We start from the raw sequence: 24,967 nt of genomic DNA, 5'->3' as shown, positions 1-24,967 counted from the left end.
ATTGGTCACTTGCATTGGTTAAGTTGTCGAAGAGGTGAACCCTCGGTGCATCCCTAGAGGACGGCGATGGCGCGGTCCGTCGGCGCCACCGGCGCGGGCAGGATGGTGCTCCCCATCAGGTACTTGTCGACGGCGGCCGCAGCGGCACGTCCCTCGGCGATGGCCCACACGATCAGGGACTGCCCACGGCCGGCGTCGCCGGCCACGAAGACACCTTCGGTGTTGGTCATGTAGTAGCCGTCGCGCGCAACGTTGCCGCGGCCATCGAATTCGGCGTGCACCTGCTCGGTGATGCCCGCGGGCTCGGCTCCGGTGAAGCCCAGCGACAGGAACACCAGGTCGGCGGGGATGATCCGCTCGGTGCCGGCCTTCGGGAGGCGCTTGCCGTCGACGAACTCGGTCTCAGCTACCTTTACGCCGGTCAGCTTGCCGTTTTCACCGACGAACTCCACGGTGGAGGCGAGGTAGGTGCGTTCGCCACCTTCCTCGTGGGCGCTGGCTACCTCGAAGAGGTTGGGGAACATCGGCCACGGCTGGTGGCTGGCGCGCTCCACGGGCGGCTGCTTTCCGATGGCCAGGGTGGTGACGGACGCTGCGCCGTGGCGGTGGGCGGTGCCGAGGCAGTCGGCCCCAGTGTCGCCGCCACCAAGGATCACCACGTGCTTGCCCTGGGCGTGGATCTGGTTCTCGATCGTTTCCCCCGCCACCGCGCGGTTGGCGGGCACGAGGTAGTCCATGGCGAAGTGGACGCCGTCCAGGTCACGTCCCGGGATGGGCAGGTCCCGCGGAACGGTGGCGCCGGTGCACACCACGACGGCGTCGTAGCGCCGGCGCAGCTGCTCCCAGGTGACGTCCGTGCCCACGGCAACGCCGGTCCGGAAGCGGGTGCCTTCCGCCTTCATCTGCTCGACACGGCGGTCAACCTGCTCTTTTTCCATCTTGAAGTCGGGGATGCCGTACCGCAGCAGGCCGCCGATCTTGTCGTCGCGCTCGTACACCGCGACGGTGTGGCCCACGCGGGTCAGCTGCTGGGCCACCGCCAGGCCGGCAGGCCCGGAACCAACCACGGCAACCGTCTTGCCCGTCAGGCGGGCAGGCGGCAGCGGGTTGACCCAGCCGTTGTCCCAAGCCTCATCGATGATGGAGACTTCCACCTGCTTGATCGTGACCGCAGGCTGGTTGATCCCCAGCACGCAGGAGGCCTCACACGGCGCGGGGCACAGCCGGCCGGTGAACTCCGGGAAGTTGTTGGTGGCGTGCAGGCGCTCGATCGCTTCGTCGCCCTTGTCCCGCCACATGAGGTCGTTCCACTCGGGAATGAGGTTGCCCAGCGGGCAGCCCTGGTGGCAGAACGGGATGCCGCAGTCCATGCAGCGCCCGGCCTGGGCCTTCAGCGTGCCCTTTTCCTGTGCCTCGTAGACCTCTTTCCAGTCCATGATGCGGACGGGAACAGGACGGCGCGGCTGGGTTTCACGCTGGCGTACTTTCAGAAATCCGCGTGGATCAGCCACCGGTAACCTCCAGGATTCGAGACCATACTTCTTCGCCGTCGGGGTCAAGGCCCTCTTCGATGGCGTCGAGACGGGTTTGCAGCACGGCCGCGTAATCGCGCGGCAGCACCTTGGTGATGCGGGCAGCGGTGTCATCGAAGTTCTCGAGGAGGCGGGCTGCCAGCTGGGAGTCAGTTTCTTCCACGTGCTTGACCAGCAGGCCGTGGACGATGTCGCGGTCCTCGGCGTCCAGCTCGCGGAGCTGCAGCTCGCCGGACTCAAGGGCCTGCTTGTTGACGCGGGTGGTCCGCAGGTCCAGGACGTAGGCGGTGCCGCCGGACATGCCGGCACCGAAGTTGCGCCCGGTGCGTCCGATGATCAGGGTTTGGCCCCCGGTCATGTACTCGCAGCCGTGATCGCCGATGCCTTCGACGACGGCCGTGGCACCGGAGTTCCGGACCAGGAACCGCTCCCCCACCTGGCCGCGCAGGAACAGCTCGCCGCTGGTGGCGCCGTAGCCGATCACGTTGCCGGCGATGACGTTGGTCTCCGCCTTGAAGACGTTGGTGCGGTCCGGGCGGACGATGATGCGGCCGCCGGAGAGGCCTTTGCCCACGTAGTCGTTCGAGTCGCCGAACAGCCGCAGCGTGATACCCGCGGGCAGGAAGGCGCCCAAGGACTGGCCGGCGGTGCCGTTCAGGGTGACGTCGATCGTGTCGGTGGCGAGCACGTCGGTACCAAAGGTCTTGGTCACCACGTGGCCCAGCATCGTCCCCACCGAACGGTCGGTGTTGATGACGTCCACGGTGATCTTCACCGGGCTGCGGTCCGTCAGCGCTTCGGTGGCCATGGTGATCAGCCGCTGGTCGAAGTGCTTGTCCAGCTCGTGGTTCTGGCCGGTCATGTTGCGCAGCGGCGCGTCGTCGTCGAACTCCAGGCCGTGCAGGATCGGGTCCAGGTCCAGGCCGTCGGCCTTCCAGTGGTCCACGGCGTCGCGGGTGTCCAGCACCTCGGCGTGGCCGATGGCCTCCTCAAGGCTGCGGAAGCCAAGCTCAGCAAGGATTTCGCGGACTTCCTCGGCCAGGAACTCGAAGAAGTTGACCACGAACTCCGGCTTGCCGCTGAACCGGGCGCGCAGCTCAGGGTTCTGGGTGGCGACACCCACAGGGCAGGTGTCCAGGTGGCAGACGCGCATCATGATGCAGCCTTCCACCACCAGCGGAGCGGTGGCGAAGCCGAATTCCTCGCCGCCCAGCAGCGCGGCGATGACCACGTCACGGCCGGTCTTGAGCTGGCCGTCCACCTGCACCACCACGCGGTCGCGCAGGCCGTTGAGCATCAGCGTCTGCTGCGTCTCGGCCAGGCCGAGCTCCCAGGGAACACCGGCGTGCTTGAGCGAGTTCAGCGGCGAGGCGCCGGTGCCGCCGTCGTGTCCGGAGACAAGTACGACGTCGGCCTTCGCCTTGGTCACGCCGGACGCCACGGTGCCGATCCCGACTTCCGAGACAAGCTTCACGTGCACCCGTGCCGAGGGGTTGGCGCGCTTGGCATCGTAGATGAGCTGCGCGAGGTCCTCGATGGAGTAGATGTCGTGGTGCGGGGGCGGGGAGATGAGTCCGACGCCGGGGGTCGAGTGCCGCGTGCGGGCAACCCACGGGTAGACCTTCTGCGCCATCAGCTGGCCGCCTTCGCCGGGCTTGGCACCCTGCGCCATCTTGATCTGGATGTCGTCGGCGTTGGTCAGGTACAGGCTGGTCACACCGAAGCGACCGGACGCGATCTGCTTCACGGCTGAGCGGCGCTTGGGGTCGAGCAGGCGCTCGACGTCCTCGCCGCCTTCGCCGGTGTTGGATTTGCCGCCCAACTGGTTCATGGCGATGGCCAGCGTCTCGTGGGCCTCCTGCGAAATGGAGCCGTAGCTCATCGCGCCGGTGGAGAACCGCTTGACGATGCTGGAGACGGGCTCCACTTCCTCAAGGGGCACGGAGGGGCGCTCGTTCTTGAACTTCAGCAGGCCGCGAAGGGTCATCAGGTTGGTGGACTGGTCGTCCACGCCCTTGGTGTAGGCCTTGAAGATGTCGTAGCGGCGCTCACGCGTGGCGTGCTGCAGCCGGAAGACGGTCTCCGGGTTGAACAGGTGCGGCTCGCCGTCGCGGCGCCACTGGTACTCGCCCCCGCCCAGCAGGGGGCGGTGCGGCTGCTCGATGCCGCCCTCGGGGTAGGCCATCTGGTGGCGTGCCGAGACCTCGGCCGCGATCACGTCAAGGCCCACGCCGCCCAGCTGGGAGTGGGTGCCGGCGAAGAATTCGTCCACCAGTTCCTGGCCCAGGCCCAGAGCTTCGAAGGTCTGCGCACCGGTGTAGGAGGCAACCGTGGAGATGCCCATCTTGGACATGATCTTCAGGACACCCTTGCCGAGGCCCTTGATCAGGTTGTAGACGCCATCCTGCGGGGTGACGCCCGTGACGTCGCCGGCAGCGATGAGCTGTTCCACGGACTCCATGGCCAGGTACGGGTTGACGGCGGACGCGCCGTAGCCGATCAGGACCGCCACGTGGTGTGTCTCGCGGACGTCGCCGGCCTCGACCACCAGGGCGGTCTTGGTGCGGTTGGCGCTGCGCAGCAGGTGGTGGTGCACGGCGCTGACCAGCAGCAGCGACGGGATGGGCGCCCACTGGGCGTTCGAGTCGCGGTCGGACAGCACGATGTACTGCACGCCGCGGTTGATGGCACCGGAAACCTGCTCGCAGATCTCCGTGAGCCGGGCGCGCAGGGCGTTCTCGCCGCCTTCGGGGCGGTACAGGCCGCGGACCTTCATGGCCACGCGGTTGCCGTCGGCGTCCTCGATGTTGGCGATCTTGGCGAGCTGGTCGTTGTTGATCACCGGGAACGGCAGCTGGACCTGGGGCTGGCGGACCTGCTTGGTGTCCAGCAGGTTGCCGTTGGGTCCGATGGCGCAGGTCAGCGACGTGACCAGCTCTTCGCGGATGGCGTCCAGCGGCGGGTTGGTGACCTGCGCGAAGGACTGCACGAAGTAGTCGAAGAGCAGGCGCGGGCGCTTGGACAGCACGGCCACCGGGGTATCGGAGCCCATGGCGCCGAGCGGCTCGGCACCGGTGCGGGCCATCGGGCCGAGCAGGATCTTCAGTTCCTCGGTGGTGTAGCCGAAGGTCCGCTGGCGGATGTTGACGGACGCGGCGGTGTGGACCACGTGCTCACGTTCGGGCAGGTCGTTGAGGTCGATCAGGTTGTCCTTGACCCACTCGGCCCACGGGTTGGCCGCGGCGACTTCGGCCTTGACCTCTTCGTCGTCGATGATGCGGCCGGCCTCGGTGTCCACCAGGAACATCTTGCCCGGGGACACGCGGCCCTTCTTGACCACCTTGGAGGGTTCGACGTCGATGACGCCCACCTCGGAGGCGAACACAATGAGGCCGTCCTCGGTGATCCAGAACCGGCCCGGGCGCAGGCCGTTGCGGTCAAGGGTGGCACCCACGAGGTTGCCGTCGGTGAACGATACGGCCGCAGGACCGTCCCAGGGTTCCATCAGCAGCGAGTGGTACTCGTAGAACGCACGCCGTGCAGGGTCCATCGTGGCGTGGTTTTCCCAGGCCTCGGGGATCATCATCATGATCGAGTGCGTGATGGGGCGGCCGGACAGCCAGAGGAGTTCGGCAACCTCGTCGAAGGACGCGGAGTCCGATGCACCGGGGGTGCAGATGGGGTACAGCTCTTCCGGCGAGTCACCCAGCAGCGGGTTCGCCAGCTGGGACTGGCGGGCACGCATCCAGTTCCGGTTGCCCTTGACGGTGTTGATCTCACCGTTGTGGGCGATGGTCCGGAACGGCTGCGCCAGCGGCCAGGACGGGAAGGTGTTGGTGGAGAAGCGCGAGTGGACGATCGCCAGCTTGGTCTTGAACCGCTTGTCCGAGAGGTCCGGGTAGAACGGCTCCAGCTGGGCGGTGGTGAGCATGCCCTTGTAGACGATGGTCCGGGAGGACAGCGACGGGAAGTAGACGCCGTACTTGTTCTGGGCGCGCTTCCGGATACGCCAGGCGCGGGAGTCCAGTTCGTTGCGGTCCAGTTCCTCGCCGTTGGCGGATGCCAGGAAGGGCTGGGAGAAGTACGGCATGCAGGCACGCGCCATGGCACCAACGAGGTCGGCAACGACGGGCACCTCACGCCAGCCGAGGACCTTCAGGCCCTCGTCTGCCGCCAGGCCCTCGATGCCGGCCTTCGCAGCGTCGGCTTCGCGCTGCTCGGCGGGGAGGAACGCGGTGCCGGCCACGTACTGGCCGGGAGCGGGCAGCTCGAATTCGGTGACAGCGCGGAAGAACTCGTCCGGGATCTGCATGAGGAGGCCGGCGCCGTCGCCCGTTCCCTCGTCGGCGCCCACGGCGCCGCGGTGCTCAAGGTTGCGCAGCGCGGTTAGTGCGGCGTCGACGATGTCGTACCCGGGTTCGCCGCGCAGGGTGGCGATGATCGCCAGGCCGCAGGCGTCCTTCTCCTGCTCCGGGTTGTACAGCCCGGCAGCCTCCGGCAAGGCCGCGAAGCGCTTGAACGGCGACAATGCAGTCTCAGGCTGATCCGGTTCGGACCAGCTGGGAGTGTGAAGAGTTTGGGTCATGGGAGACGTCCTTCCTCCTGATCGTGCGTATGGAAGGGACACCATTGGCCCCACTCGTCGGGCGCCGCTCACATTGGGCACAACAAAGTGTTACTTACTGGAAATTGTAGGTCAGCGCAGCCTGCCGAACTAACGGTTACGCAGGCTCCTGCCCTGGGCAACACCGGACAGCAGCTCTATGCCTTCCGGACGGTGCCCCATGCCACGACGTTGTGGTTTCGGGCCCTTCGAGCGGTGGCTCTGCTGCCCTGCGTGGCCGGCTCCCTACTTACCGGGGCCAGCCTCCGACGCGGATCCTGTGGCTGTGCTGCCGGAAGTTCCGGAAGCCGTTGCACCCGTTCCAGGCTTGGAGCCGGCCGGTGCCGCCTCGGCATTTTCCGTGGGGTCGGAAGCATGCCGGGAACCGCTTTGGTTATCAGGGAGATTATCACGCGAATCACTATCTGAGACAACGGGGTCCGGAGAACGGACGTCATCTTCCGTGCGGGCATCGGCACCGGCTGCCGCGGCCGTTTCCGGTCCGTGGCCGGCCAGGTACACCGTGTCCGGTTCCGGGCGGCCCTTCAGTCCCAGGAGGATGAACGCGGCGAGGGCGGCAAGGAAGACGAAGATGCTGGTCCAGACGTTGAGGCGGGTGGTGATGCCGAGCAGGTTGATCTGCTCGGCGTCGTCGATGCGCAGTGCTTCGATCCAGACCCGGCCCAGCGTGTAGTACATGGCGTAGAGCCAGAAGAGCCTGCTGCGGCGGAAATGGAACCGCCTGTCGAGCGCAAGCAGGATCAGCACGCCCGCCAGGTTCCACAGGGATTCGTAGAGGAAAGTGGGGTGGAACAGGGTGTCGGCGGGCATCCCTGCGGGAAAGTTCGCGTTGTTGGGGTCGATCTGCAGGCCCCAGGGAAGGGTTGTGGGCCCGCCGAAGAGCTCCTGGTTGAACCAGTTGCCCCAGCGGCCCACGGCCTGTGCCAGCAACAGCCCGGGCGCGGCGGCGTCGACGAACGCGCTGAGCTTGACGCCGCTGCGGCGGCAACCGATCCAGGCACCGACGGCACCGAGGACGACGGCGCCCCAGATGCCCAGTCCGCCGCGTTGGATCTGCGGGATCAGCGAGAGGTCGCCGGTGCCATCGAAACCAGGCCCGAAGTAGGCGTCCGGCGAGGACACCACGTGGTACAGCCGGCCCCCGATGATGCCGAAGGGGATGGCCCAAATGACGATGTCCCAGACGCTTCCCTCAGGCGCACCGCGCTTGGCCCAGCGGACGGAAGTCAGCCAGAGGCCCAGAACAATCCCGGCCAGGATGCACAGCGCGTACGCGTGGATGCGCAGGCTGCCCCACGGCAGGGGGATGTCGAAGCCGGACCAGTCCGGGCTGGGGATGCTCGCCGGCACCAAGACAGCTGCCTGAAGGAGGGTCTGCATGGGTTACGCCCCGTCCTTGGCCTGGGCCGATTCCCGGGCGAGGCCAGTGCTGAGGTCCTTGGTCAGTGCGGCGACGGCGTCCACTCCCCCGTCGCGCACGGCCGCCACCAGGGCAGTGCCCACAATGACGCCTTCCGCGTAGGCGGCGATCTCCCGGACCTGGTCGGCGTTGGAGACGCCGAGCCCGACGCAGACGCGTTCCGCGCCGGCGGCGTGGGCAGCGGCCACCACGTCCTTGGCGGCCGAGCTGACGCTCGTGCGGGCACCGGTGACGCCCATGATGGAAACCGCGTACACGAAGCCGCGGCTGGCGTCCACGGTCCGCTGCATGCGCTCCGTTGTGGAGGACGGCGCAACCAGGAACACCCGGTCAAGGCCGTACTTATCCGACGCTTCCATCCATTCGGCGGCCTCGTCCGGGATGAGGTCTGGGGTGATGAGCCCGGCTCCCCCGGCTTCGGCAAGCCTGCGGGAGAACTCATCCACGCCCATGCGGACCACCGGGTTCCAGTAGGTCATCACCAGGACGGCGGCGTCGGTCTTGCTGGTGATGCCGGCTACGACGTCGAAGACCTGCTTGACGTGGAAACCCTTGGCCAGCGCCTCGGTGGTGGCGGCCTGGATAACCTGGCCGTCCATGACGGGGTCCGAGTAGGGGATGCCGATTTCGATCAGGTCCGCACCGTTTTCGGCGAGGGCGATGCCGGCCGCGATGGTCTCCTCAACGCTCGGGTAACCAGCCGGAAGGTAGCCGATCAGGGCAGCGCGGCCCTGGGACCGGGCCTTGTCGATGGCTGCCGCCGACTTGCTGGTCATCTGGGCCTTGCCGGCCGTCTGTGCCATGTTGTCCATTCCTGCGGTGCTCACAGCTGCTCCCCCTCTTTGCCGATTTCCGATTCGGCGGAATCCTTGTCCAGCAGGTCGAACCATTCCGCAGCGGTGGCTACGTCCTTGTCGCCGCGGCCGGACAGGTTGACGATGACGATCTTTTCCGAAGCTGTCGCAGGGTCCTCGGCCGCAAGCCGCTGGCCCACCTTGATGGCCCCGGCAAGTGCGTGCGAGGACTCGATCGCGGGGATGATGCCCTCGGTGCGGCACAGCAGCCGGAAGGCGTCCATCGCCTCGCTGTCGGTGATCGGCTCGTAGCTGACCCGCCCGATGTCGGACAGGTAGGAGTGCTCGGGCCCAACGCCCGGATAGTCCAGGCCTGCGGAGATGGAGTGCGACTCGATGGTCTGCCCGTCGTCGTCCTGCATCAGGTAGGAACGTGCGCCGTGCAGCACACCGGGCTTGCCGAGGGTGATGGTGGCAGCGTGCCGGCCGGTCTCCACACCGTCGCCGCCGGCCTCGAAGCCGTAGATCCTGACGGAGGGGTCGTCCAGGAAGCCGTGGAAGATGCCGATGGCGTTGGAGCCGCCGCCGATGCAGGCGCAGACCGCGTCCGGGAGGCGTCCTTCCTGCTCCAGGATCTGGGCGCGGGCTTCCTCGCCGATGACCTCGTGGAAGTAGCGGACCATGGCCGGGAAGGGGTGCGCGCCGGCGGCGGTGCCCAGCAGGTAGTGGGTGTTGCCGACGTTGGCCACCCAGTCCCGCAGGGCCTCGTTAATGGCGTCCTTGAGGGTCTGGGACCCGCTGGTGACGGGGATGACCTTGGCGCCCAGCAGCTCCATCCGGGCGACGTTCAGCGCCTGCCGGCGGCAGTCCTCGGCACCCATGTAGACCACGCATTCGAGGCCCATCAGGGCGGCCGCGGTGGCACTGGCCACGCCGTGCTGGCCGGCGCCGGTCTCGGCAATGACCCGGGTCTTGCCCATGCGCTTGGCGAGCAGCGCCTGGCCCAGGACGTTGTTGATCTTGTGGGATCCCGTGTGGTTGAGGTCCTCGCGCTTGAGGAACACCCGCACGCCTCCGGCATGCTGGGAAAAGCGCTTGGCTTCGGTCAGCAGGGAGGGCCGGCCCGAGTAGTTCTTGTTCAGGTCATCGATCTGCGCACGGAACTCAGGATCGTCCTTGGCCTTGTTGAAGGTTTCCTCAAGCTCGTCCAGGGCGGCGATCAGGGATTCGGGCATCCAGCGTCCGCCGTAGTTGCCGAAGTACGGCCCCGGGGCGTGGCGGAGGGAACCGCCCTGCAGGAAGGCTTCCGCGGTGTTGTTGTCAGCGTTTCCTGAAGGTGCGTCAGCCATCAGTCCATCCTGTTCGAGAGTAAGTGGTCAAAAGTGTGCAGTCCGGCCGGGGCCGGACGGGTTTCCCGCGCCGCGAGCCTCAGCCGCGTGCGGCGATGGCGGCGGCGCCGGCGGCGGTGAACTCGGCGATCCGCTCCCGCGGCGTCGCGTGGCTCACCAGGGCTTCGCCCACCAGTATTGCGTTGGCGCCGCTGGCGGCGTAGTGCGTGACGTCGTCGGCGTCCCTGACGCCGGATTCGGCAACCACGAGCGACCCGGCCGGAATCAGACCCGCCAGCGAGGCAAAGACTGAACGGTCGACGTCGAGCGTCTTCAGGTTCCGCACGTTGACGCCGATGATGCGCGCCTGGGCGGCCACCGCCCGCTCGATTTCCTCTTCGGTGTGCGTCTCCACGAGCACGTTCATGCCGAGTTCCCGGCTCAGGGCGGAGAACTCGTTCAGCTGCCCGTCCGAGAGTGCCGCGACGATCAGCAGGACCAGGTCTGCGCCATGGGCGCGGGCTTCCCAGATCTGGTACTCGTCAAGGGTGAAGTCCTTGCGCAGCAGCGGGACGTCGACGGCGGCACGCACCGCGTCAAGGTCGGCCAGCGAGCCGTTGAAGCGGCGCTGTTCGGTGAGGACGCTGATGACGGCGGCACCGCCGTCGGCATACTGCCTGGCAAGCGAGGCGGGGTCGCCGATGCTGGCCAGATCCCCCTTGGAGGGGCTGCGGCGCTTGATCTCCGCGATGACTTTCAGCTGTTCCCGGGTTGGGGAGGTCCCGCCGAGGGCGGCCCAGGCGTCGCGCGCAGGGGCGGCGGCCTGTGCCCGGTCCTTCAGCTCAGCCAGCGAAACGTGCCGCTTCCTGGCCTCCATATCCTCCCGGACACCGGCGTTGATGTCGTCGAGAACAGTCGCCATCAGTGGCCGGAGTTCTTCAGCTTGCTGCCTTCGACGCCGTAGCCTGCCTTGCGCATGACGTATCCGAGGATCAGGCCCAGGACCATGACGGCGGCACCGGCGATGAAGATGGGGGTGCTGGCGATCACGAACGCGATGGCTGCGATGAGTGCGCCGATGAGCATGACGATGACGCAGGTCCAGGCTGCGGGGCTGTTGCCGTGGCCGAGTTCCTGGCTGTGGTCGATGGCGCCGGGGGCAACCGTGCGGGTGCCGGACTTGGAAACGGACGCAGGTGCTTTGCTCATGGAAAATCTCCTCAGGATGGATACTGCTTACATTCTGCCATTTTTTGGGCGCCGTCCGCGTACCGCGGGCATCTGCCCGGACCGCCGGAGGGTGCGCGGTTGGCTTAGGTCGGGTCGTCGCCCCGGGACAACCGGTCCCAGCTGTCGATTTCGTCCACCGGGCCGGTGGGTGCGGCGGCCCCTGCGGTTCCCGGAGCGTCATATTTGGTCCGCGTGCGCCAGTGCCGGGATGCCGGAATGACCAGCAGGGCGGCCAAGGCCAGCAGGCAGCCGGCGACGACGGCGAGCACCGGGAAGGCGGTCACGTCCACGTGCGCCGGGCTTCCCGAAATGCCCGTTGCGGCCGCGATGGATCCCTGCGCCGCCGTCAGCGGGTCGGCCAGGACCGTGGCGGCGGCAGCGGCCACGCCGGCTGCCGCGAGGACAATGATGGCTGTGATGATCCAGCGGGCGATCCTGCCGGCGATGGCTGCGGCGAGGCCGCCGGCGAGGGCCACCAGCGCGAGGGCCGTCACCGTGGTGGCGGCTTTGCTGCCCTGGACCTGCAGGGCGTTCTGCGAGGCTCCGGCCTGGCCCACCTGGTCCGGGTCCAGCGTGACGGTCAGCCAGGTTTGCGTGGTGGTGCCGAAGGCGGCCAGGGCCAGCAATGCGATCAGCAGCACCAGGGTGGACTTCCTCGCCCAGAACGGTGCGCTGCCGGCCTTACTGGCCTTCCCTGCCTGCCCGGCCCCGAGTCCGGCGTCGGGCATCAGGAGTCCGTCCCGCCAGGCAGCGACTCGGCGGAAATGTTATGCAGCGATCCCGCCGTGTGCACCGCGCGCAGGGGGGCTGCCGCCTTGTTGACCGTCTCCAGGGCCTCGGTGGGGTTGACGGAATCGGCCACGATGCCGCCGCCGGCCTGGACGTAGGCACGGCCCTCCCGGATCAGGGCGGAACGGATCGCGATGGCCATGTCCATGTCACCGGCGAAGTCGAGGTAGCCCACCACTCCGCCGTAGATGCCGCGGCGGTGTGGCTCCAGTTCGTCCAGGAGGCGCAGGGCGCGGGGCTTGGGTGCGCCGGACAGCGTGCCGGCCGGGAACGTTGCCTTCAGGACGTCGTACGCCTTGGCGCCAGGAGCCAGCTGCCCGACGACGGTGGACACCAGGTGCATGATGTGGCTGAAGCGCTCCACTTCCATGAACTGCGTGACGTCCACGGTTCCGGCCACGCAGACCTTGGAAAGATCGTTGCGGGACAGGTCCACCAGCATCAGGTGCTCGGCGCGTTCCTTCTGGTCGGCCAGGAGTTCCTCGGCCAGGGCCTTGTCAGCTTCCACGGTCTTGCCGCGCGGGCGTGAGCCGGCGATGGGATGGGTGATGACTTCCCCGCCGGTGACCGTCACCAGGGCTTCCGGCGAGGAGCCGACGATCGAGTACTCCCGGCCGTCGGCATCCGCCAGGCTGAAGATGTACATGTAGGGGCTGGGGTTGGTGTTCCGCAGGACGCGGTACACGTCCAGGGCGGGAGCCTGGCATTCCATCTCGAAGCGGCGCGAGATCACCACCTGGAAGACCTCGCCGTCCACGATGGCTTCCTTGCCGCGGTCCAGGGCGGCCAGGTACTCGGCCTCGTCCCAGCGTTCCTGGACGCTGGAGGCGAAGTCCAGCGCCGCCGGCGTCAGCACGGAGACGGGCTGCACCACGGGCGCGCTGATCTTCGCCAGGAGTTCCTTGACCCGGGCCACGGCGTCGTGCCAGGCCTCGTCGACCCGTTCGGAGCTGTTATCGAAGTTGATGGCGTTGGCGATCAGCAGGACCGTGCCGTCCACGTTGTCATGCACGGCCATGTCGGTGACCAGGTTGAGGGCCATCTCGGGCAGCTGCAGGTCATCCTCCGGCGGGCTCACCAGCCGCTCCCAGTGCCGGACCGTTTCCCAACCCAGGAAGCCCACCAGGCCCGAGGTGAAGGGCGGCAGGCCCTCGAACCGGTCGGTGCGCAGGGCCTCGATGGTGTCACGGACGGCGTCCACGGGGCTGCCGTCCACCGGCACCCCGGCAGGAGGTTCGCCCAGCCAGTGTGCCTGGCCGTCCTTGGTGGTCAGGGTTGCCCGTGACCGCGCGCCAATGAAGGAGTAGCGGGACCAGGCGCCCCCGACGGCCGCCGATTCCATCAGGAACGTACCGGGCTGCCCCTGGGCCAGTTTCCGGTAGAGGCCGATGGGGGTTTCGGCGTCGGCGAGGACCTTGAGCCTGACCGGGATGACGCGGCTGTGGCCGGCAAGTTCCCGGAACTCCTCAAGTGTCGGGCTGATGGTTCCAAGGTCCTGCATGGCTTTGCTTGTCCGCCTGTTCTTCGAAAGGGCCGGCCCCTGCCGGCTCCTTGATTCTGCTTCCTGGAATGGCCGTGGTCCCGGGTGGACCGGCGGCCGGGCATCCTGTCCGGCCTAGTCCGCCTGGCCCGTTGCAACGTCGAGCGCCCTGCCGTCGAAGCAGGTGCGGGTGCCGGTGTGGCAGGCGGCACCCACCTGGTCCACGCGCACCAGCAGCGCGTCGCCGTCGCAGTCCATCGCTACGGATTTGACCCACTGGACGTGCCCGGAGGTGTCGCCCTTGCGCCAGTACTCCTGGCGGGAACGGGAGTAGAAGGTGACGCGGCCGGTGGTCATGGTCCGGTGCAGCGCCTCGTCATCCATCCAGCCGAGCATCAGGACTTCGTTGGTGTCGTACTGCTGCACTACGGCGGCAACGAGGCCAGCGGCGTCGCGCTTGAGGGCTGCGGCCACGTCTTCGGGGAGCGGGCCGGCAGCCGTCACGGCGGACGGCGGCGGCACGGATTCCACGAACGGGGACGCGGCGGATCCTGCGGTTTGGGCGGGGGTTTGCTGCTCAGACATCGGGTCAAGTCTAGTGCCTTCACCAGCACCCTTTCCCGATGTGAACAACGGCACGCCAACGGCGGCTCCGGTGCTGCCCAAGTCCGCGGCTCTCGTGCTAGTTTTCCAAGTGATGCATTTCGTCGAACCGTCCCGAGAAGTCCTGGCCGAAACCTTGCTTGCGGCCGGTCCTGACGCGCCCACATTGTGCAAGGGCTGGCGCACCAGGGACCTCGCCGCGCACCTCTACCTGCGCGAACGGAAAGCAGCAGTCGGGCTGGGCCTGGTGATCAAGCGCCTCGCCAAGGCCTCGGACCAGGCCACCGCCAGGCTGGCGGCCAAGCTCACCAGCAACGAGGACTACGCCCGGCTGGTGAATACGTTCCGCGCGGGCCCGCCTGCCTTCTCGCCCATGAGCATCAAGGCGCTGGACGAAAGCGCCAACCTGATCGAGTACTTCGTGCACACCGAGGACGTCCGGCGCGCCGTGGACCGGTGGGCGCCCCGGGCCCTGGATGAGGCCTACTCGGACGCCCTCTGGGATGAACTGGTCAAGCGTGCCGCCATCTTGTACCGCGGCGTAGACCTGGGCATTGTCCTGGTCCGGCCGTCGGGCCCCCGCCACGTTGCCAAGCGCGCACCTGTCTCGGTGGCCATCGTCGGTGAGCCGGGCGAACTGCTGATGCACGCCCACGGGCGCACCCGCCACGCGCTGGTCACCTTCGAAGGCCAGCCCGACGCCGTCGCCCTCCTCCAGTCAGCCGAAGTAGGGCTCTAAAAAAACTAATGCCAGGTCACTTGCCGTGACCTGGCATTTGTTTCCTGCGGTAGGGATTACCTGACTTCGAAGCCTGCTTCGCGGATGGCGTCCTTGACCTGCGACATCATGTCGTCCGGTCCCCAGTGGAAGATGGACGCCGCCAGCACGGCATCCGCACCCGCAGCCACCGCCGGCGGGAAGTGCGCCGGCTCTCCCGCACCGCCGGAAGCGATGATGGGAACCCTGACGGCGGCCCGGACCAGCTTGATGAGTTCGAGGTCGAAGCCGTCCTTGGTGCCGTCGGCGTCGATGGAGTTGAGCAGGATCTCCCCTACGCCGCGGTCGGCTGCTTCCTTGGCCCATTCAATGGCGTCGATGCCGGTGCCGGTACGCCCGCCATGGGTGGTGACTTCAAACCCCGACGCCGTGGGCCGGGATCCCGGGCGGGTGCGGCGCGCATCGACGGACAGCACCAGGACCTGGGAGCCAAAGTGGCGGGTGATTTCGTCGATGACGTCCGGCCTCGCGACGGCTGCCGTGTTGATCGAGGCCTTGTCAGCGCCGTAGCGCAGGAGCTTGTCCACCTCCGCCACGCCACGGACACCACCGCCGACGGTGAGCGGAATGAAGACTTCCTCTGCGGTGCGGCGGACGACGTCGAACGTGGTTTCGCGGTTGCCCGAGGAGGCCGTCACATCAAGGAACGTGAGTTCGTCTGCGCCGGCGTTGTCATAGCGGTGCGCCAGTTCAACGGGGTCGCCGGCATCGCGGAGGCCCTCGAAGTTGACGCCCTTGACGACGCGTCCGGCGTCGACGTCGAGGCAGGGAATGACCCGTACTGCTACTGCCATGGGAGCTCCTGGATATTCTGCGGTGCTGGGATTGCCGGTGTCAGATGCGGCAGGCGTGGATGCTGCTGACCAGGATGGCGCGGGCGCCGAGGTCGTACAGCTCGTCCATGATCCGGTTGGTTTCCTTCTTGGGCACCATGGACCGGACGGCGACCCAGTCGGAGTCGCGCAGCGGGGAGACCGTGGGTGATTCAAGCCCGGGGGTCAGGCCGGCCGCCTTCTCCACGAGTTCCTTGCGGATGTCGTAGTCCATCAGGACGTACTGGCGGGCCACGAGGACGCCCTGCAGGCGGCGGATCAGGACGTCGATTTCCTTGGCCGTGCCGTTGGCGGCGCCGCCGTTTCCGGTGCGGCGGATCAGGACGGCCTCGGACTTGAGGATGGGATCGCCGAAGATTTCCATCCCGGCGGCCTTGAGCGTATTGCCGGTCTCCACGACGTCGGCGATGGCATCAGCGACGCCGAGGCGGACGGAGGATTCCACGGCGCCGTCCAGCCGGACCACCTTGGCGTTGATTCCGCGCTCCGCCAGGTAGTTGCGCAGCAGGCCGTCATAGCTGGTGGCAAGGCGCTTGCCTTCGAGCTCCGCGGCGGAGCTGAAGTTCCCTACGGGACCGGCGAAGCGGAAGGTGGACGCCGCGAACCCCAGCGGAAGCAGTTCTTCGGCTTCCACCTCGGCGTCCAACAGCAGGTCCCGGCCGGTGATGCCGACGTCGAGCGTTCCCTGGCCGACATAGACCGCGATGTCGCGGGGGCGGAGGAAGAAGAACTCGATGTCGTTGTCGGGGTCAACCATGACCAGCTCGCGGCTGTCGCGCCGTTGCCGGTATCCGGCTTCGGAGAGCATGGCAGAGGCGGCTTCGGACAGGGAGCCCTTGTTGGGGACGGCTACGCGCAGCATGGGGGTTTCTTTCTTGGTGGAAGGTCTATGTTTCAGGCAGTGCAGGCCACAGCGAAGCCCGGCGGCAGTGCGCCGGACCGGTGGCTACAGATGCTTGTAGACGTCTTCCAGGGTCAGGCCTTTGGCGAGCATCAGAACCTGCAGGTGGTACAGCAGCTGGGAGATTTCCTCGGCCGCCGCTTCATCGGATTCATATTCGGCAGCCATCCAGACTTCGGCTGCTTCCTCAACGACTTTCTTGCCGATGCCGTGAACACCGGACTCCAATTCAGCGACGGTGCGGGAGCCTTCCGGGCGGGTGGCTGCCTTCTCGCTGAGCTCAGCGAACAGCGTCTCGAAATTCTTCACACCCTCCAGCCTACTTGGTGCAGCCGCGGGGGCGCTTCCCGGCCCGTTGCATGACGGGCGCGATGTGAGCGAATACACACCGCACCCGCCATCCGGCGCCGGGGTCAGGCGTACTGCTTGAGGACGACGGCGGTGGCCAGCGCCGCGGTGACGGCCTCATGGCCCTTGTCTTCCTTGGAGCCGGGCAGGCCCGCGCGGTCCAGGCCCTGCTGCTCGTTGTCGCAGGTGAGGACGCCGAAGCCCACCGGGACACCGGTGCGGACGCTGACGTCGGTGAGTCCCGACGTCGCTGCCTCGCAGACGTAGTCAAAGTGCGGCGTGCCGCCGCGGATCACGACGCCGAGCGCCACCACGGCGTCAAAGTGCGGTGCCAGCCGGGCGGCGGCGACGGGAAGCTCGAAGCTGCCCGGGACCCGCACGACCGTGGGCTCGGCGATGCCGGCGTCCTTGGCGGCACGCAGTGCACCGTCCAGGAGGCCGTCCATGATCTGCGTATGCCAGCTTGCCGCGACGATCGCCAGTTTCAGCTGCGACGTTTCTGCGGGGTTGAGGGTGGTGAGGTCGATATCGGGGGCGCCGTGTCCGCTCATGTGTTCTTGTGGTCCTTCGTCTTCTGGGGGTCAGTCTTGTTCGTGGTCGTAAAGGGCGTCTGAGCCGGACACGGGCACGGGTGCCACCTGGGTGTCCAGCAGGAGCCGGTGCTCCATACGCTCCTTCTTCGTGCGCAGGTACCGGATGTTCTGTTCGCGGGACGGGACCTCCGTTGGAACCATCTCCACGACCCTGACGCCGGCCTTGGCCAGCCTGTTCTGCTTGTCCGGGTTGTTGCTTAGGAGCCGCACCTCGTGCAGTCCCATCTCGGCGAGGATCTGGGCGGCAGCCTTGTAGCACCGGGCATCCACGGGCAGGCCCAGCTGCTCGTTGGCCTCCACCGTGTCGAACCCGGCTTCCTGGAGCGCGTAGGCCTTCATCTTGTTCGCCAGACCGATGCCGCGGCCTTCCTGTCCGCGCAAGTAGAGCAGCGTTCCGCCGTTGTCACGGATCAGTTCCAGGGCAAAGGCCAGCTGTTCCCCGCAGTCGCAGCGGTAGGAACCAAAGACGTCGCCGGTCAGGCACTCCGAGTGCAGCCGGACCAGCGGCGCTTCGCCGTCCGCGGGCGGGTTGGGCGAACTGACGGCAAGGTGTTCCACGCCGGTCAGGACGTCGGTCCACGCCTGTGCCACAAAATCGCCGAAGGCAGTGGGCAGCTGCACAACGGGCCCTCCGCTGACGGGGTAGGGCGCCCCGCCGGACACTGCGTGGTGCTTCCGGTGGCCGTCCTGGTGGCTGTCGTCGCTGGCTGCCGATGCCGTCATCGTTCCTCCTTCTTTTCGCCCGGCGTCACCCGGGCATCTCCGTGGGCTCCCCCGGCCCCGGCTTCAAGATACGCCACCAGGTCCTCAATCGAGATCAGTGGGCATCCATGTTCCGCTGCAAACGAACGCAGGCCGTCCAGGCGCATCATTTCCCCGTCGTCGTAGACCACTTCCGCGATGACGCCGACCGGTTCCAGTCCCGCCAGGCGGCACAGGTCCACCGCGGCTTCGGTGTGGCCCTGGCGCTCCCGCACACCTCCGTCAACTGCACGCAGCGGGAAAATATGCCCCGGGCGGGTGATGGACGCCGGAACGGCCTGCGGGTCGGCGAGGATCCTGGCGGTCAGGGCGCGGTCCGTGGCGGAAATACCGGTGCTGACGCCGATGGCCGCATCACAGGACACCGTGTACGCGGTTCCTTTGGCGTCCTCGTTGACGGCAACCATCGGGGGCAGCGCCAATGCGTCGGCCCGTTCGCCGGGCAGCGGGACGCAAATGACGCCGGAGCTGTACCGGATGGTCCAGCCCATCAGCGCGGGCGTGGCGTGCTGGGCCGCGAAGATGATGTCGCCTTCGTTTTCCCGGTCCTCATTGTCCACGACGAGCACGGGCCGGCCGGCGGCCAGGGCACGGACGGCGTCTTCGATGGGGTCCAGCGTGCGGCCGGTCTTCACCTCCGGGTCGACCGTGACGGCTGGTTCGAGGCGTACGGCGGCGTTCACCGGGCACCTCCGGCAGTTGCGGCTTCGCCGGTGGCGGCAGCGCGGGGACCGGCGAACGCGAGCAGGCGTTCGGTGTACTTGGCGAGCACGTCGACTTCCAGGTTGACCCGGCTGCCGGTGGTCTTGGTACCGAGGCCGGTTTCGGCCAGCGTGGTGGGGATCAGGCCAACCTCGAACCAGGGTTCGGGTTCGTCTGCGGCGCTGACTGCCGTGACCGTGAGGGAGACGCCGTCGATGGCGATCGAGCCCTTTTCGGCGATGTAGCGGGCAAGGTTGGCAGGGACGCCGAAGCGGAGCCGCTCCCAGTTGCCCTGGGGCTCGCGCTCCAGCAGGACGCCGACGCCGTCCACGTGGCCCTGCACCACGTGCCCGTCCAGGCGGCCGCCGGCCGGAACGCACCGCTCCAGGTTCACGGCGTCGCCGGGGGCAAGCTCACCGATGGTGCTGCGGACCAGGGTCTCCCCCATGACGTCCACGCTGAACTCCTTGCCATCGATGGCGGTGGCGGTAAGGCATACCCCGTTGACGGCGATCGAGCCGCCCAGGGCCAGGCCCTCGGTGGTGCCGGGGGCGTGCAGCCGGACGGTGGCACTGCTGTCCCCGTCGCGCTCGACGGACAGCACGTGCCCTTGTTCGGCGATAATTCCGGTGAACATCAGTAGCCTCCCTGGGCTTGATCCGCGGGTCCGCGGGACGGTTGTGGGTTTGGAAGTTGTGGGTCAGAGCTTTGCGGGCCTGCTGGTTTGGGGTCCAGGGCGACTCGTCGTTGCGGCCTCAAATGCAGCCGAAGGTCCCGGCCCAGCGTTTGGACGGCGCCGCCGTCGGACGCATCCCATTCCCACAGCTGGGCGTCGGGAAGGCTGGTGATGCCCAGCCCGTTCAGGGCCGGAGTGCCGGAACCGAGCAGGGTGGGAGCCAGGTAGACGATCAGTTCGTCGACCAGCCCGGCTGCCAGGAATGAGCTGAGGATCCGGGAGCCGCCCTCCACCATGACGTGGCGGGTGCCCGAGGCGTACAGCATGGACAGGGCCTCGCGCGGATCCCGGGTGGGAAGGTGGACGGCGAGCCCGTCATCGCCAAGGATCGCGGCGTCCGCCGGGACATCGCGAAGCCCCATGACGGCCCGCACGGGCTGGCTGGCCGCAGGTTCGCCGGAAGGGGTCCGGGCGGTGAGGCGGGGATTGTCCACCAGGACGGTCTGGGTGCCGACCAGGATGGCGTCGATCCTGCTGCGGATGGCATGGTTGTCCGCGAGCGATTCCGGGCTGGAAATCCACTGGCTCGTACCGTCCTCGGCGGCGATCCGCGCGTCCAGCGTCTGGGCGATGTGCAGTGTGACGAAGGGCCGCCTGGCCGCCACTGCCTCAAACCATTGGCGGTTCAGGTCCAGGGCTTCGTCCGCGCCGAGGCCGCTGCGAACGCGCACCCCGGCAGCACGCAGGGTTGCCGCTCCCCCGGCGGCCGGATCATGCGGGTCGTCCACGGCATACACCACATCGGTAATCCCTGCGGCGATGATCGCTTCCGTGCAGGGCCCGGTGCGGCCCACGTGGTCGCAGGGCTCCAGGGTGACCATCATGGTGCAGCCGGTCAGGTCAAGGCCGACGGCGGCCGCCTGCGCGATTGCGTCGGCTTCGGCATGTGCGGTGCCGGCACCGCGGTGGTAGCCGGTGACCAGGTGCCGGCCGTCAGGACCGATGACGACGGCGCCGACCAGCGGGTTTGCCCCGCGCGGTCCGTTGAGGGCAGCTTTGAGGGCGGTCTCCATGGCCCGCGCTTCGGCCGGGCTGAAGGCAGTGACCACTCCGGCGGCGGGCTGCAGCCCGGTAGCGCCGGTCATGCGGCGGCCACCGCTGCGGGCCTGGTTCGGGGATGTGCGCCTGCCATCGAAGCAGCAGGACTTTCGGCGTTAAAGAGCCATCGCTGGGGGTTCATTCCTGTCGTTCCTTCCCTGTCGAACCGCGATGGCTCCGGGGATACGACAGCAGAACGCTGCGGGGCCCGAAGGCCCGCAGATACAGCTGTACGTGCTTCTCTCATCCAGACTTTAACTGTCGGTACCGGAATTCCACCGGTTCAACCGTCCGCCGGGATCCTCCATGGGAGAACCTCGGCTCGCGGGTCGCGGACTGTCACCGCCGGTTCGGACTTACACCGACCCCGGAGCACGTATGTGTGTTGTTATTGTGCCACAACCGGCAGGTGCCCCCGGTTATTCCACCGACGCCGCACGTAACGTCCGGCGTCCTTTTTCGCGCAGCAGGTCGATGGCGGCAGCGGGGTCCCCGGCCCCGTACACCGCGGAGCCTGCCACGAACACATTGGCACCCGCTTCGGCAGCGCGGGCAATGGTGTCTTCGGTGATGCCGCCGTCAACCTGGATGGCCACTCCGATGCCGGAGCCGTCCACCGCCGCCCGTGCCCGGCGGATCTTGGGCAGCGTGACATCCAGGAACGCCTGTCCGCCGAAACCCGGTTCAACCGTCATGATGAGCAGCATGTCCAGTTCCGCCAGCATGTCCAGGTATGGCTCCACGGGCGTGGCCGGGCGCAGGGCCATGCCTGCCTTCGATCCCCTGCTGCGCAGTTCCCGCGCCAGTTTGATGGGGGCGATGGATGCTTCGGCATGGAAAGTCACGGACGCCAGGCCGGCGTCTGCGAAGCCGGGCGCCCAGCGGTCGGCGTCGGCGATCATCAGGTGCGCGTCGAGCGGAACGGGGCTGACAGCCTGGATCCGCTGGACCACGGGCAGGCCGATGGTCAGGTTCGGGACGAAGTGGTTGTCCATGACGTCAACGTGCACGGCATCGGCGTTGCTGATGCGCTGCAGTTCGGCCTCGAGATTGACGAAGTCGGCAGAGAGGATGCTCGGGTTGATGCAGCATTGCGTCACTGGGGGTGCCTTTCACTGAAGGTGTTTGGATCAAATGGACAAAGTCCCGCGCGCCTCCGCAGGGACGGGCCGGACCCTGTGTCCGCAGCCCGGACCTGGGCCCTTGCGGATCAGGCTTTCTTCCTGATGAGGGCTAGGAACATGGCATCGGTGTGGTGGATGTGTGGCCACAGCTGGGCTGTCAGTTCGTGACCGGCGCCAAGGTCTCCAGGCAGGCTGACAGCGTCCAGTGCTGCTCCTGAGTCCAGGAGTTCAAGGTCGTTGCGCTTCCGGAGGACGTCAGCCACCACGGCGGTGGTTTCGGCAGGGTGCGGGGAACAGGTCACATATGCCACCACTCCGCCGGGCCGCACCGCCGCCAAGGCGGATGCAAGGAGATCGCGCTGCAGCGGGCCAAGGTCGGCAAGGTCTTTCGGAGTGCGGCGCCACCTGGATTCAGGCCGGCGCCGCAGTGCGCCCAGGCCGCTGCACGGGACGTCCACCAGGACCCGGTCGAACGCGGCGGGCTGTTCGGCGCCCACGTCGCGGCCGTCTCCGGTCCGTACCCGCCAGGTGTCGTGCGGGACCGCGGAGAGGGCCTGGCTGACCAGCTTGGCGCGGTGCGGAGCCGGTTCGTTGGCCAGGAGCGTCGCACCGCGTTCATGGGCCAAGGCGCCCAGGAGTGCTGCTTTCCCGCCCGGGCCGGCGCACAGGTCCAGCCACGCCTCTCCTCCTCCACCCGGTCCAGCCTGGGCCTTGACGTCCACGCCACGCCCGTCCGGGGCCGGGCGGAGATCAACCGCTGCCAATGCCCTGGCCACGAGCTGGGAGCCGACGTCCTGAACCCTGGTGGTTCCGGCACGCACCGACGGCAGGCGGCCCAGGTCCCCACCGCTGGAGAGCGCCGACCCTTCCACCAGTTCGCCGGGGGTGGCGCCGTTTTCCAAAGCCTCGTCAAGGCTTCCCAGGCCAGGAAGGGCCACAAGGTTGACCACGGGGGCCGCGTTGTCAGCTTCCAGCAGATCGTTGATCTCGCTGGCGGGGCGGCCGTGGGCCACGAGCGACTGGCGCATGGCGCGGACAATCCATTCCGGGTGCGCGTACCGGAGCGAGGCGATCTTCGTCTCGTCGGTTTCACCGGCCACCAGCAGGTCCAGCCATTCCTCAAGGGTCCGGGCGGTAACCTTCCGCAGCACGGCATTGATCAGGGCGGAGGGCCCCGCGCCGATCACTGCCCGGGCAAGTCCAACCGTCTGGTCCAGGGCGGCATGCGCGGGGACACGCATGGCCAGCAACTGGTGTGTTCCGATGCGCAGGGCGTCGAGGATGGCCGGGTCCAGCTGGGCCAGTGGCCGGTCGACGCATTTGGCCAGGATGGCGTCATAAGTGCCCTGGCTGCGGAGGGCACCGTAGCTCAGCTCGGTGGCAAAGCCGGCGTCGCGCTTGTCCAGGCCATGGTGGCGGATTCGGGCCGGGAGGACCAGGTTGGCGTAGGCGTCCTCCGCGGCGACGGCACGGAGGACCTCGAAGGCCACCAGCCGGGCGGGATCCGCGCGCCGGGTCCGCTGGGAGGGTGCGTTTTCGGTGAAGCTGCGCCGTGGGCCACGGTTGCGTTCGCGGCCCTGGGCGTTGCGGCGGCTGGAATCCCCCGGGGTACCCTTGCCCCGGCCGGTCCCCTGGCTGCCGGCGCGTCCGCCTTTGCCGGTGTTGCCGCGGCCGCCGCCGTTTCCCGGCCCTCCCGCGTTGCTGCCGGACCCGCTCATTCGAACACCACACTCTCTGCTGAAGCCATGCCGCGCGCCCAGTCGGCCGCGCCCATCATCTTTTTGCCGGCTGGCTGGATCCGGGTGAGTTCCACCGCGTGCGAGCCGGTGCCCACCAATACGCTCTTGCCCTGGACTGACACCGCGCCCGGCACCAGGCCGGAGACGTCGGGGCGGAGCCGGACCGGCTCGAGCTTGACCCGCTGCCCGTCCAACATGGTCCAGGCGCCCGGCTCCGGGGTGACACCGCGGGCCTGCCTGCTGATGGCCAGCGCCGGGTGTGTCCAGTTAAGCCGGCCGTCCTCAAGCGTGAGCTTTGGCGCGAGGGTGACATCGCCCGATTGCGGCTGGGGGGCCGCCTTTCCGGCTTCAATGGCAGACAACGTTTGGGCCAGGAGCACCGCGCCGCTGTGCGAGAGCCGGTCCAAAAGCTCCCCCGCAGTGTCGTCCGGCCCTACTCCTTCAGTGAGCGTTCCGAAGACGGGGCCCGTGTCCAGGCCTTCCTCCAACTGAAAGGTGACGGCACCGGTGACGTCGTCCCCTGCCATCACGGACCGCTGCACCGGCGCCGCACCGCGCCAGGCGGGCAGCAGCGAGAAGTGCAGGTTGACCCAGCCATGCCGGGGAATCCCGAGCGCGGCCGGAGGCACCAGGCCGCCGTAAGCCACGATGGCGGCAACGTCCGGATTCACGGCGGAAATCCTGGCTATGGCATCCGCATCCACTTTCGCGGCGTGGATCACCTCGATCCCCAGTTCCGCCGCGCGGGCGGCAACCGGCGAGGGCGTCAGCACGCGTTTCCGGCCCACCGGCGCGTCCGGCCGGGTCAGAACGGCCACGACGTCGAACCCGGCCTTAACCAGGGCGTCCAGTGACGGTACGGCGACGGCCGGGGTGCCGGCGAAGAGGACCCTCATTCAGCGGCGCCCTGGCCGGCTGTCCCGAAGCTGCCCCCGCCGAAGCTTGCACCGCCGAAACTGCTGCCTACTGTTTTGGCGCGCTTCGCCGTCGTCTTTCCGGCGATGGCGCCGTAATTGGAGTTGCGGATGGAGCGCAGGGCCGCCTTGCGGTCCTCCCCCTCAAGGCGGTCGGTGTAGAGGATGCCGTCCAAGTGGTCGTTCTCGTGCTGGAAGCAGCGCGCCAACATGCCCTCGGCTTCAATGGACACCGGATTGCCGTGGATGTCCACGCCGGTGAGCCGGGTGGCACGGAAGCGGCGGACCGGGAAGCCGAGGCCGGGGATGGAAAGGCAGCCTTCCACATGGTCGTCCTGGTAGTCCTCGCTGTTTTCCAGGACGGGGTTGATGACGTGCCCCTCCACGCCGCCGATGCGGTAGGTGAACACGCGCTGGCTGACGCCCACCTGGGGTGCGGCCAGGCCCGCGCCCTCCACGTCCTCCATGGTTTCCGTCATGTCTGCGACCAGTTTGGCCAGCTCCGGCCCGAACTCCGTCACGGGATCGGCGACTGTGCGAAGCACAGGATCCCCGATGATGCGGATATTCAGAATAGCCATGCGCTGTTTGTCCTCACGGTTGGCGGCAAAGGGAACCTATCCAGTTTAGGTGCAGTACTCCTGATGCACCGGCCCGCACCAGGCCGTGCGGGCTTGGGCCGTGCGGACCTAGGCGGTG

23 protein-coding genes and 1 riboswitch are annotated in these 24,967 nt (G+C 67.8%); of the genes, 1 reads left to right on the top strand and 22 read right to left on the bottom strand.

What is annotated here, in order from left to right:
• Positions 1–53: 53 nt before the first annotated feature.
• The 10 genes from K4G53_RS20970 to hisI all read right to left on the bottom strand — a co-directional run bounded on the left by K4G53_RS20970 (position 54) and on the right by hisI (position 13,782).
• A complete protein-coding gene (locus tag K4G53_RS20970) occupies positions 54–1,511 on the bottom strand; it encodes a glutamate synthase subunit beta (RefSeq protein ID WP_221387610.1) in 1,458 nt (485 codons plus the stop codon).
• Complete coding sequence (gltB, locus tag K4G53_RS20965) at positions 1,504–6,117, bottom strand: glutamate synthase large subunit (protein WP_221387609.1); 4,614 nt, start codon at positions 6,115–6,117, stop codon at positions 1,504–1,506. Before gltB ends, K4G53_RS20970 begins: the two co-directional genes overlap by 8 nt.
• 264 nt (positions 6,118–6,381) lie before the next feature.
• A complete protein-coding gene (gene lgt / locus K4G53_RS20960) occupies positions 6,382–7,536 on the bottom strand; it encodes a prolipoprotein diacylglyceryl transferase (RefSeq protein ID WP_221387608.1) in 1,155 nt (384 codons plus the stop codon).
• 3 nt (positions 7,537–7,539) lie between these two features.
• Positions 7,540–8,379: a tryptophan synthase subunit alpha gene (gene trpA, locus K4G53_RS20955; RefSeq protein ID WP_221387658.1), complete on the bottom strand. Its 840-nt coding sequence runs from the start codon at positions 8,377–8,379 to the stop codon at positions 7,540–7,542.
• Between the two features lie 20 nt (positions 8,380–8,399).
• Complete coding sequence (gene trpB, locus K4G53_RS20950; protein WP_221387607.1) at positions 8,400–9,719, bottom strand: tryptophan synthase subunit beta; 1,320 nt, start codon at positions 9,717–9,719, stop codon at positions 8,400–8,402.
• A 79-nt stretch (positions 9,720–9,798) separates the two neighbouring features.
• Entirely contained in the window at positions 9,799–10,620 is an 822-nt protein-coding gene (gene trpC, locus K4G53_RS20945) for an indole-3-glycerol phosphate synthase TrpC (protein WP_221387606.1), read from the bottom strand.
• On the bottom strand, positions 10,620–10,907 hold the full coding sequence (locus K4G53_RS20940; RefSeq protein ID WP_221387605.1) for an HGxxPAAW family protein: 288 nt from the start codon (positions 10,905–10,907) through the stop codon (positions 10,620–10,622). Before K4G53_RS20940 ends, trpC begins: the two co-directional genes overlap by 1 nt.
• A 104-nt stretch (positions 10,908–11,011) precedes the next feature.
• The gene (locus tag K4G53_RS20935) at positions 11,012–11,656 is read right to left on the bottom strand and encodes a Trp biosynthesis-associated membrane protein (RefSeq protein WP_221387604.1); all 645 of its coding nucleotides are present in this window, start codon (positions 11,654–11,656) and stop codon (positions 11,012–11,014) included.
• On the bottom strand, positions 11,656–13,218 hold the full coding sequence (locus K4G53_RS20930; RefSeq protein ID WP_221387603.1) for an anthranilate synthase component I: 1,563 nt from the start codon (positions 13,216–13,218) through the stop codon (positions 11,656–11,658). Before K4G53_RS20930 ends, K4G53_RS20935 begins: the two co-directional genes overlap by 1 nt.
• A 114-nt stretch (positions 13,219–13,332) precedes the next feature.
• Positions 13,333–13,782, bottom strand: coding sequence for a phosphoribosyl-AMP cyclohydrolase (gene hisI / locus K4G53_RS20925; RefSeq protein WP_221387602.1), 450 nt, complete (start codon positions 13,780–13,782; stop codon positions 13,333–13,335).
• A gap of 112 nt (positions 13,783–13,894) precedes the next feature.
• Here hisI and K4G53_RS20920 point away from each other — a divergent pair, with 112 nt between their 5' ends.
• The gene (locus K4G53_RS20920) at positions 13,895–14,539 is read left to right on the top strand and encodes a TIGR03085 family metal-binding protein (protein ID WP_221387601.1); all 645 of its coding nucleotides are present in this window, start codon (positions 13,895–13,897) and stop codon (positions 14,537–14,539) included.
• A 56-nt stretch (positions 14,540–14,595) separates the two neighbouring features.
• On the opposite strand, the gene hisF is transcribed toward K4G53_RS20920, so the two are convergent.
• The 12 genes from hisF to def all read right to left on the bottom strand — a co-directional run bounded on the left by hisF (position 14,596) and on the right by def (position 24,849).
• Entirely contained in the window at positions 14,596–15,372 is a 777-nt protein-coding gene (hisF, locus tag K4G53_RS20915; protein ID WP_221387600.1) for an imidazole glycerol phosphate synthase subunit HisF, read from the bottom strand.
• A gap of 40 nt (positions 15,373–15,412) precedes the next feature.
• Positions 15,413–16,273, bottom strand: a complete 861-nt coding sequence (hisG, locus tag K4G53_RS20910) for an ATP phosphoribosyltransferase (protein WP_221387599.1) — start codon at positions 16,271–16,273, stop codon at positions 15,413–15,415.
• Positions 16,274–16,357: 84 nt separating this feature from the next.
• Positions 16,358–16,621 carry a phosphoribosyl-ATP diphosphatase gene (locus K4G53_RS20905; RefSeq protein WP_009358176.1) on the bottom strand — a complete coding sequence of 88 codons (264 nt, stop codon included), beginning with the start codon at positions 16,619–16,621 and terminating at the stop codon, positions 16,358–16,360.
• Positions 16,622–16,725: 104 nt separating this feature from the next.
• Positions 16,726–17,211 (bottom strand): 6,7-dimethyl-8-ribityllumazine synthase, encoded by a 486-nt coding sequence (ribH, locus tag K4G53_RS20900; RefSeq protein ID WP_221387598.1) that lies wholly within the window; start codon positions 17,209–17,211, stop codon positions 16,726–16,728.
• Positions 17,212–17,241: 30 nt separating this feature from the next.
• Positions 17,242–17,976, bottom strand: a complete 735-nt coding sequence (ribA, locus tag K4G53_RS20895; protein WP_221387597.1) for a GTP cyclohydrolase II — start codon at positions 17,974–17,976, stop codon at positions 17,242–17,244.
• A complete protein-coding gene (gene ribB, locus K4G53_RS20890; protein ID WP_374226192.1) occupies positions 17,973–18,698 on the bottom strand; it encodes a 3,4-dihydroxy-2-butanone-4-phosphate synthase in 726 nt (241 codons plus the stop codon). Before ribB ends, ribA begins: the two co-directional genes overlap by 4 nt.
• The gene (locus K4G53_RS20885) at positions 18,695–19,354 is read right to left on the bottom strand and encodes a riboflavin synthase (RefSeq protein WP_221387596.1); all 660 of its coding nucleotides are present in this window, start codon (positions 19,352–19,354) and stop codon (positions 18,695–18,697) included. Before K4G53_RS20885 ends, ribB begins: the two co-directional genes overlap by 4 nt.
• On the bottom strand, positions 19,354–20,538 hold the full coding sequence (gene ribD, locus K4G53_RS20880; protein WP_221387595.1) for a bifunctional diaminohydroxyphosphoribosylaminopyrimidine deaminase/5-amino-6-(5-phosphoribosylamino)uracil reductase RibD: 1,185 nt from the start codon (positions 20,536–20,538) through the stop codon (positions 19,354–19,356). Before ribD ends, K4G53_RS20885 begins: the two co-directional genes overlap by 1 nt.
• A gap of 183 nt (positions 20,539–20,721) precedes the next feature.
• Positions 20,722–20,871: riboswitch (FMN riboswitch) on the bottom strand.
• Positions 20,872–20,910: 39 nt separating this feature from the next.
• Positions 20,911–21,591: a ribulose-phosphate 3-epimerase gene (gene rpe / locus K4G53_RS20875; RefSeq protein WP_221387594.1), complete on the bottom strand. Its 681-nt coding sequence runs from the start codon at positions 21,589–21,591 to the stop codon at positions 20,911–20,913.
• Between the two features lie 110 nt (positions 21,592–21,701).
• Positions 21,702–23,333, bottom strand: a complete 1,632-nt coding sequence (locus K4G53_RS20870; protein ID WP_221387593.1) for an RsmB/NOP family class I SAM-dependent RNA methyltransferase — start codon at positions 23,331–23,333, stop codon at positions 21,702–21,704.
• A complete protein-coding gene (gene fmt / locus K4G53_RS20865; RefSeq protein ID WP_221387592.1) occupies positions 23,330–24,250 on the bottom strand; it encodes a methionyl-tRNA formyltransferase in 921 nt (306 codons plus the stop codon). Before fmt ends, K4G53_RS20870 begins: the two co-directional genes overlap by 4 nt.
• Positions 24,247–24,849: a peptide deformylase gene (gene def, locus K4G53_RS20860; RefSeq protein WP_221387591.1), complete on the bottom strand. Its 603-nt coding sequence runs from the start codon at positions 24,847–24,849 to the stop codon at positions 24,247–24,249. Before def ends, fmt begins: the two co-directional genes overlap by 4 nt.
• Between the last annotated feature and the right edge of the window lie 118 nt (positions 24,850–24,967).

Source organism: Arthrobacter sp. MAHUQ-56 (genome assembly GCF_019710585.1).
Taxonomy (GTDB): Bacteria; Actinomycetota; Actinomycetes; order Actinomycetales; family Micrococcaceae; genus Arthrobacter.
The sequence above is the reverse complement of the archived record's forward strand: the minus strand, read 5'-3'. Positions and strand labels throughout refer to the sequence as shown.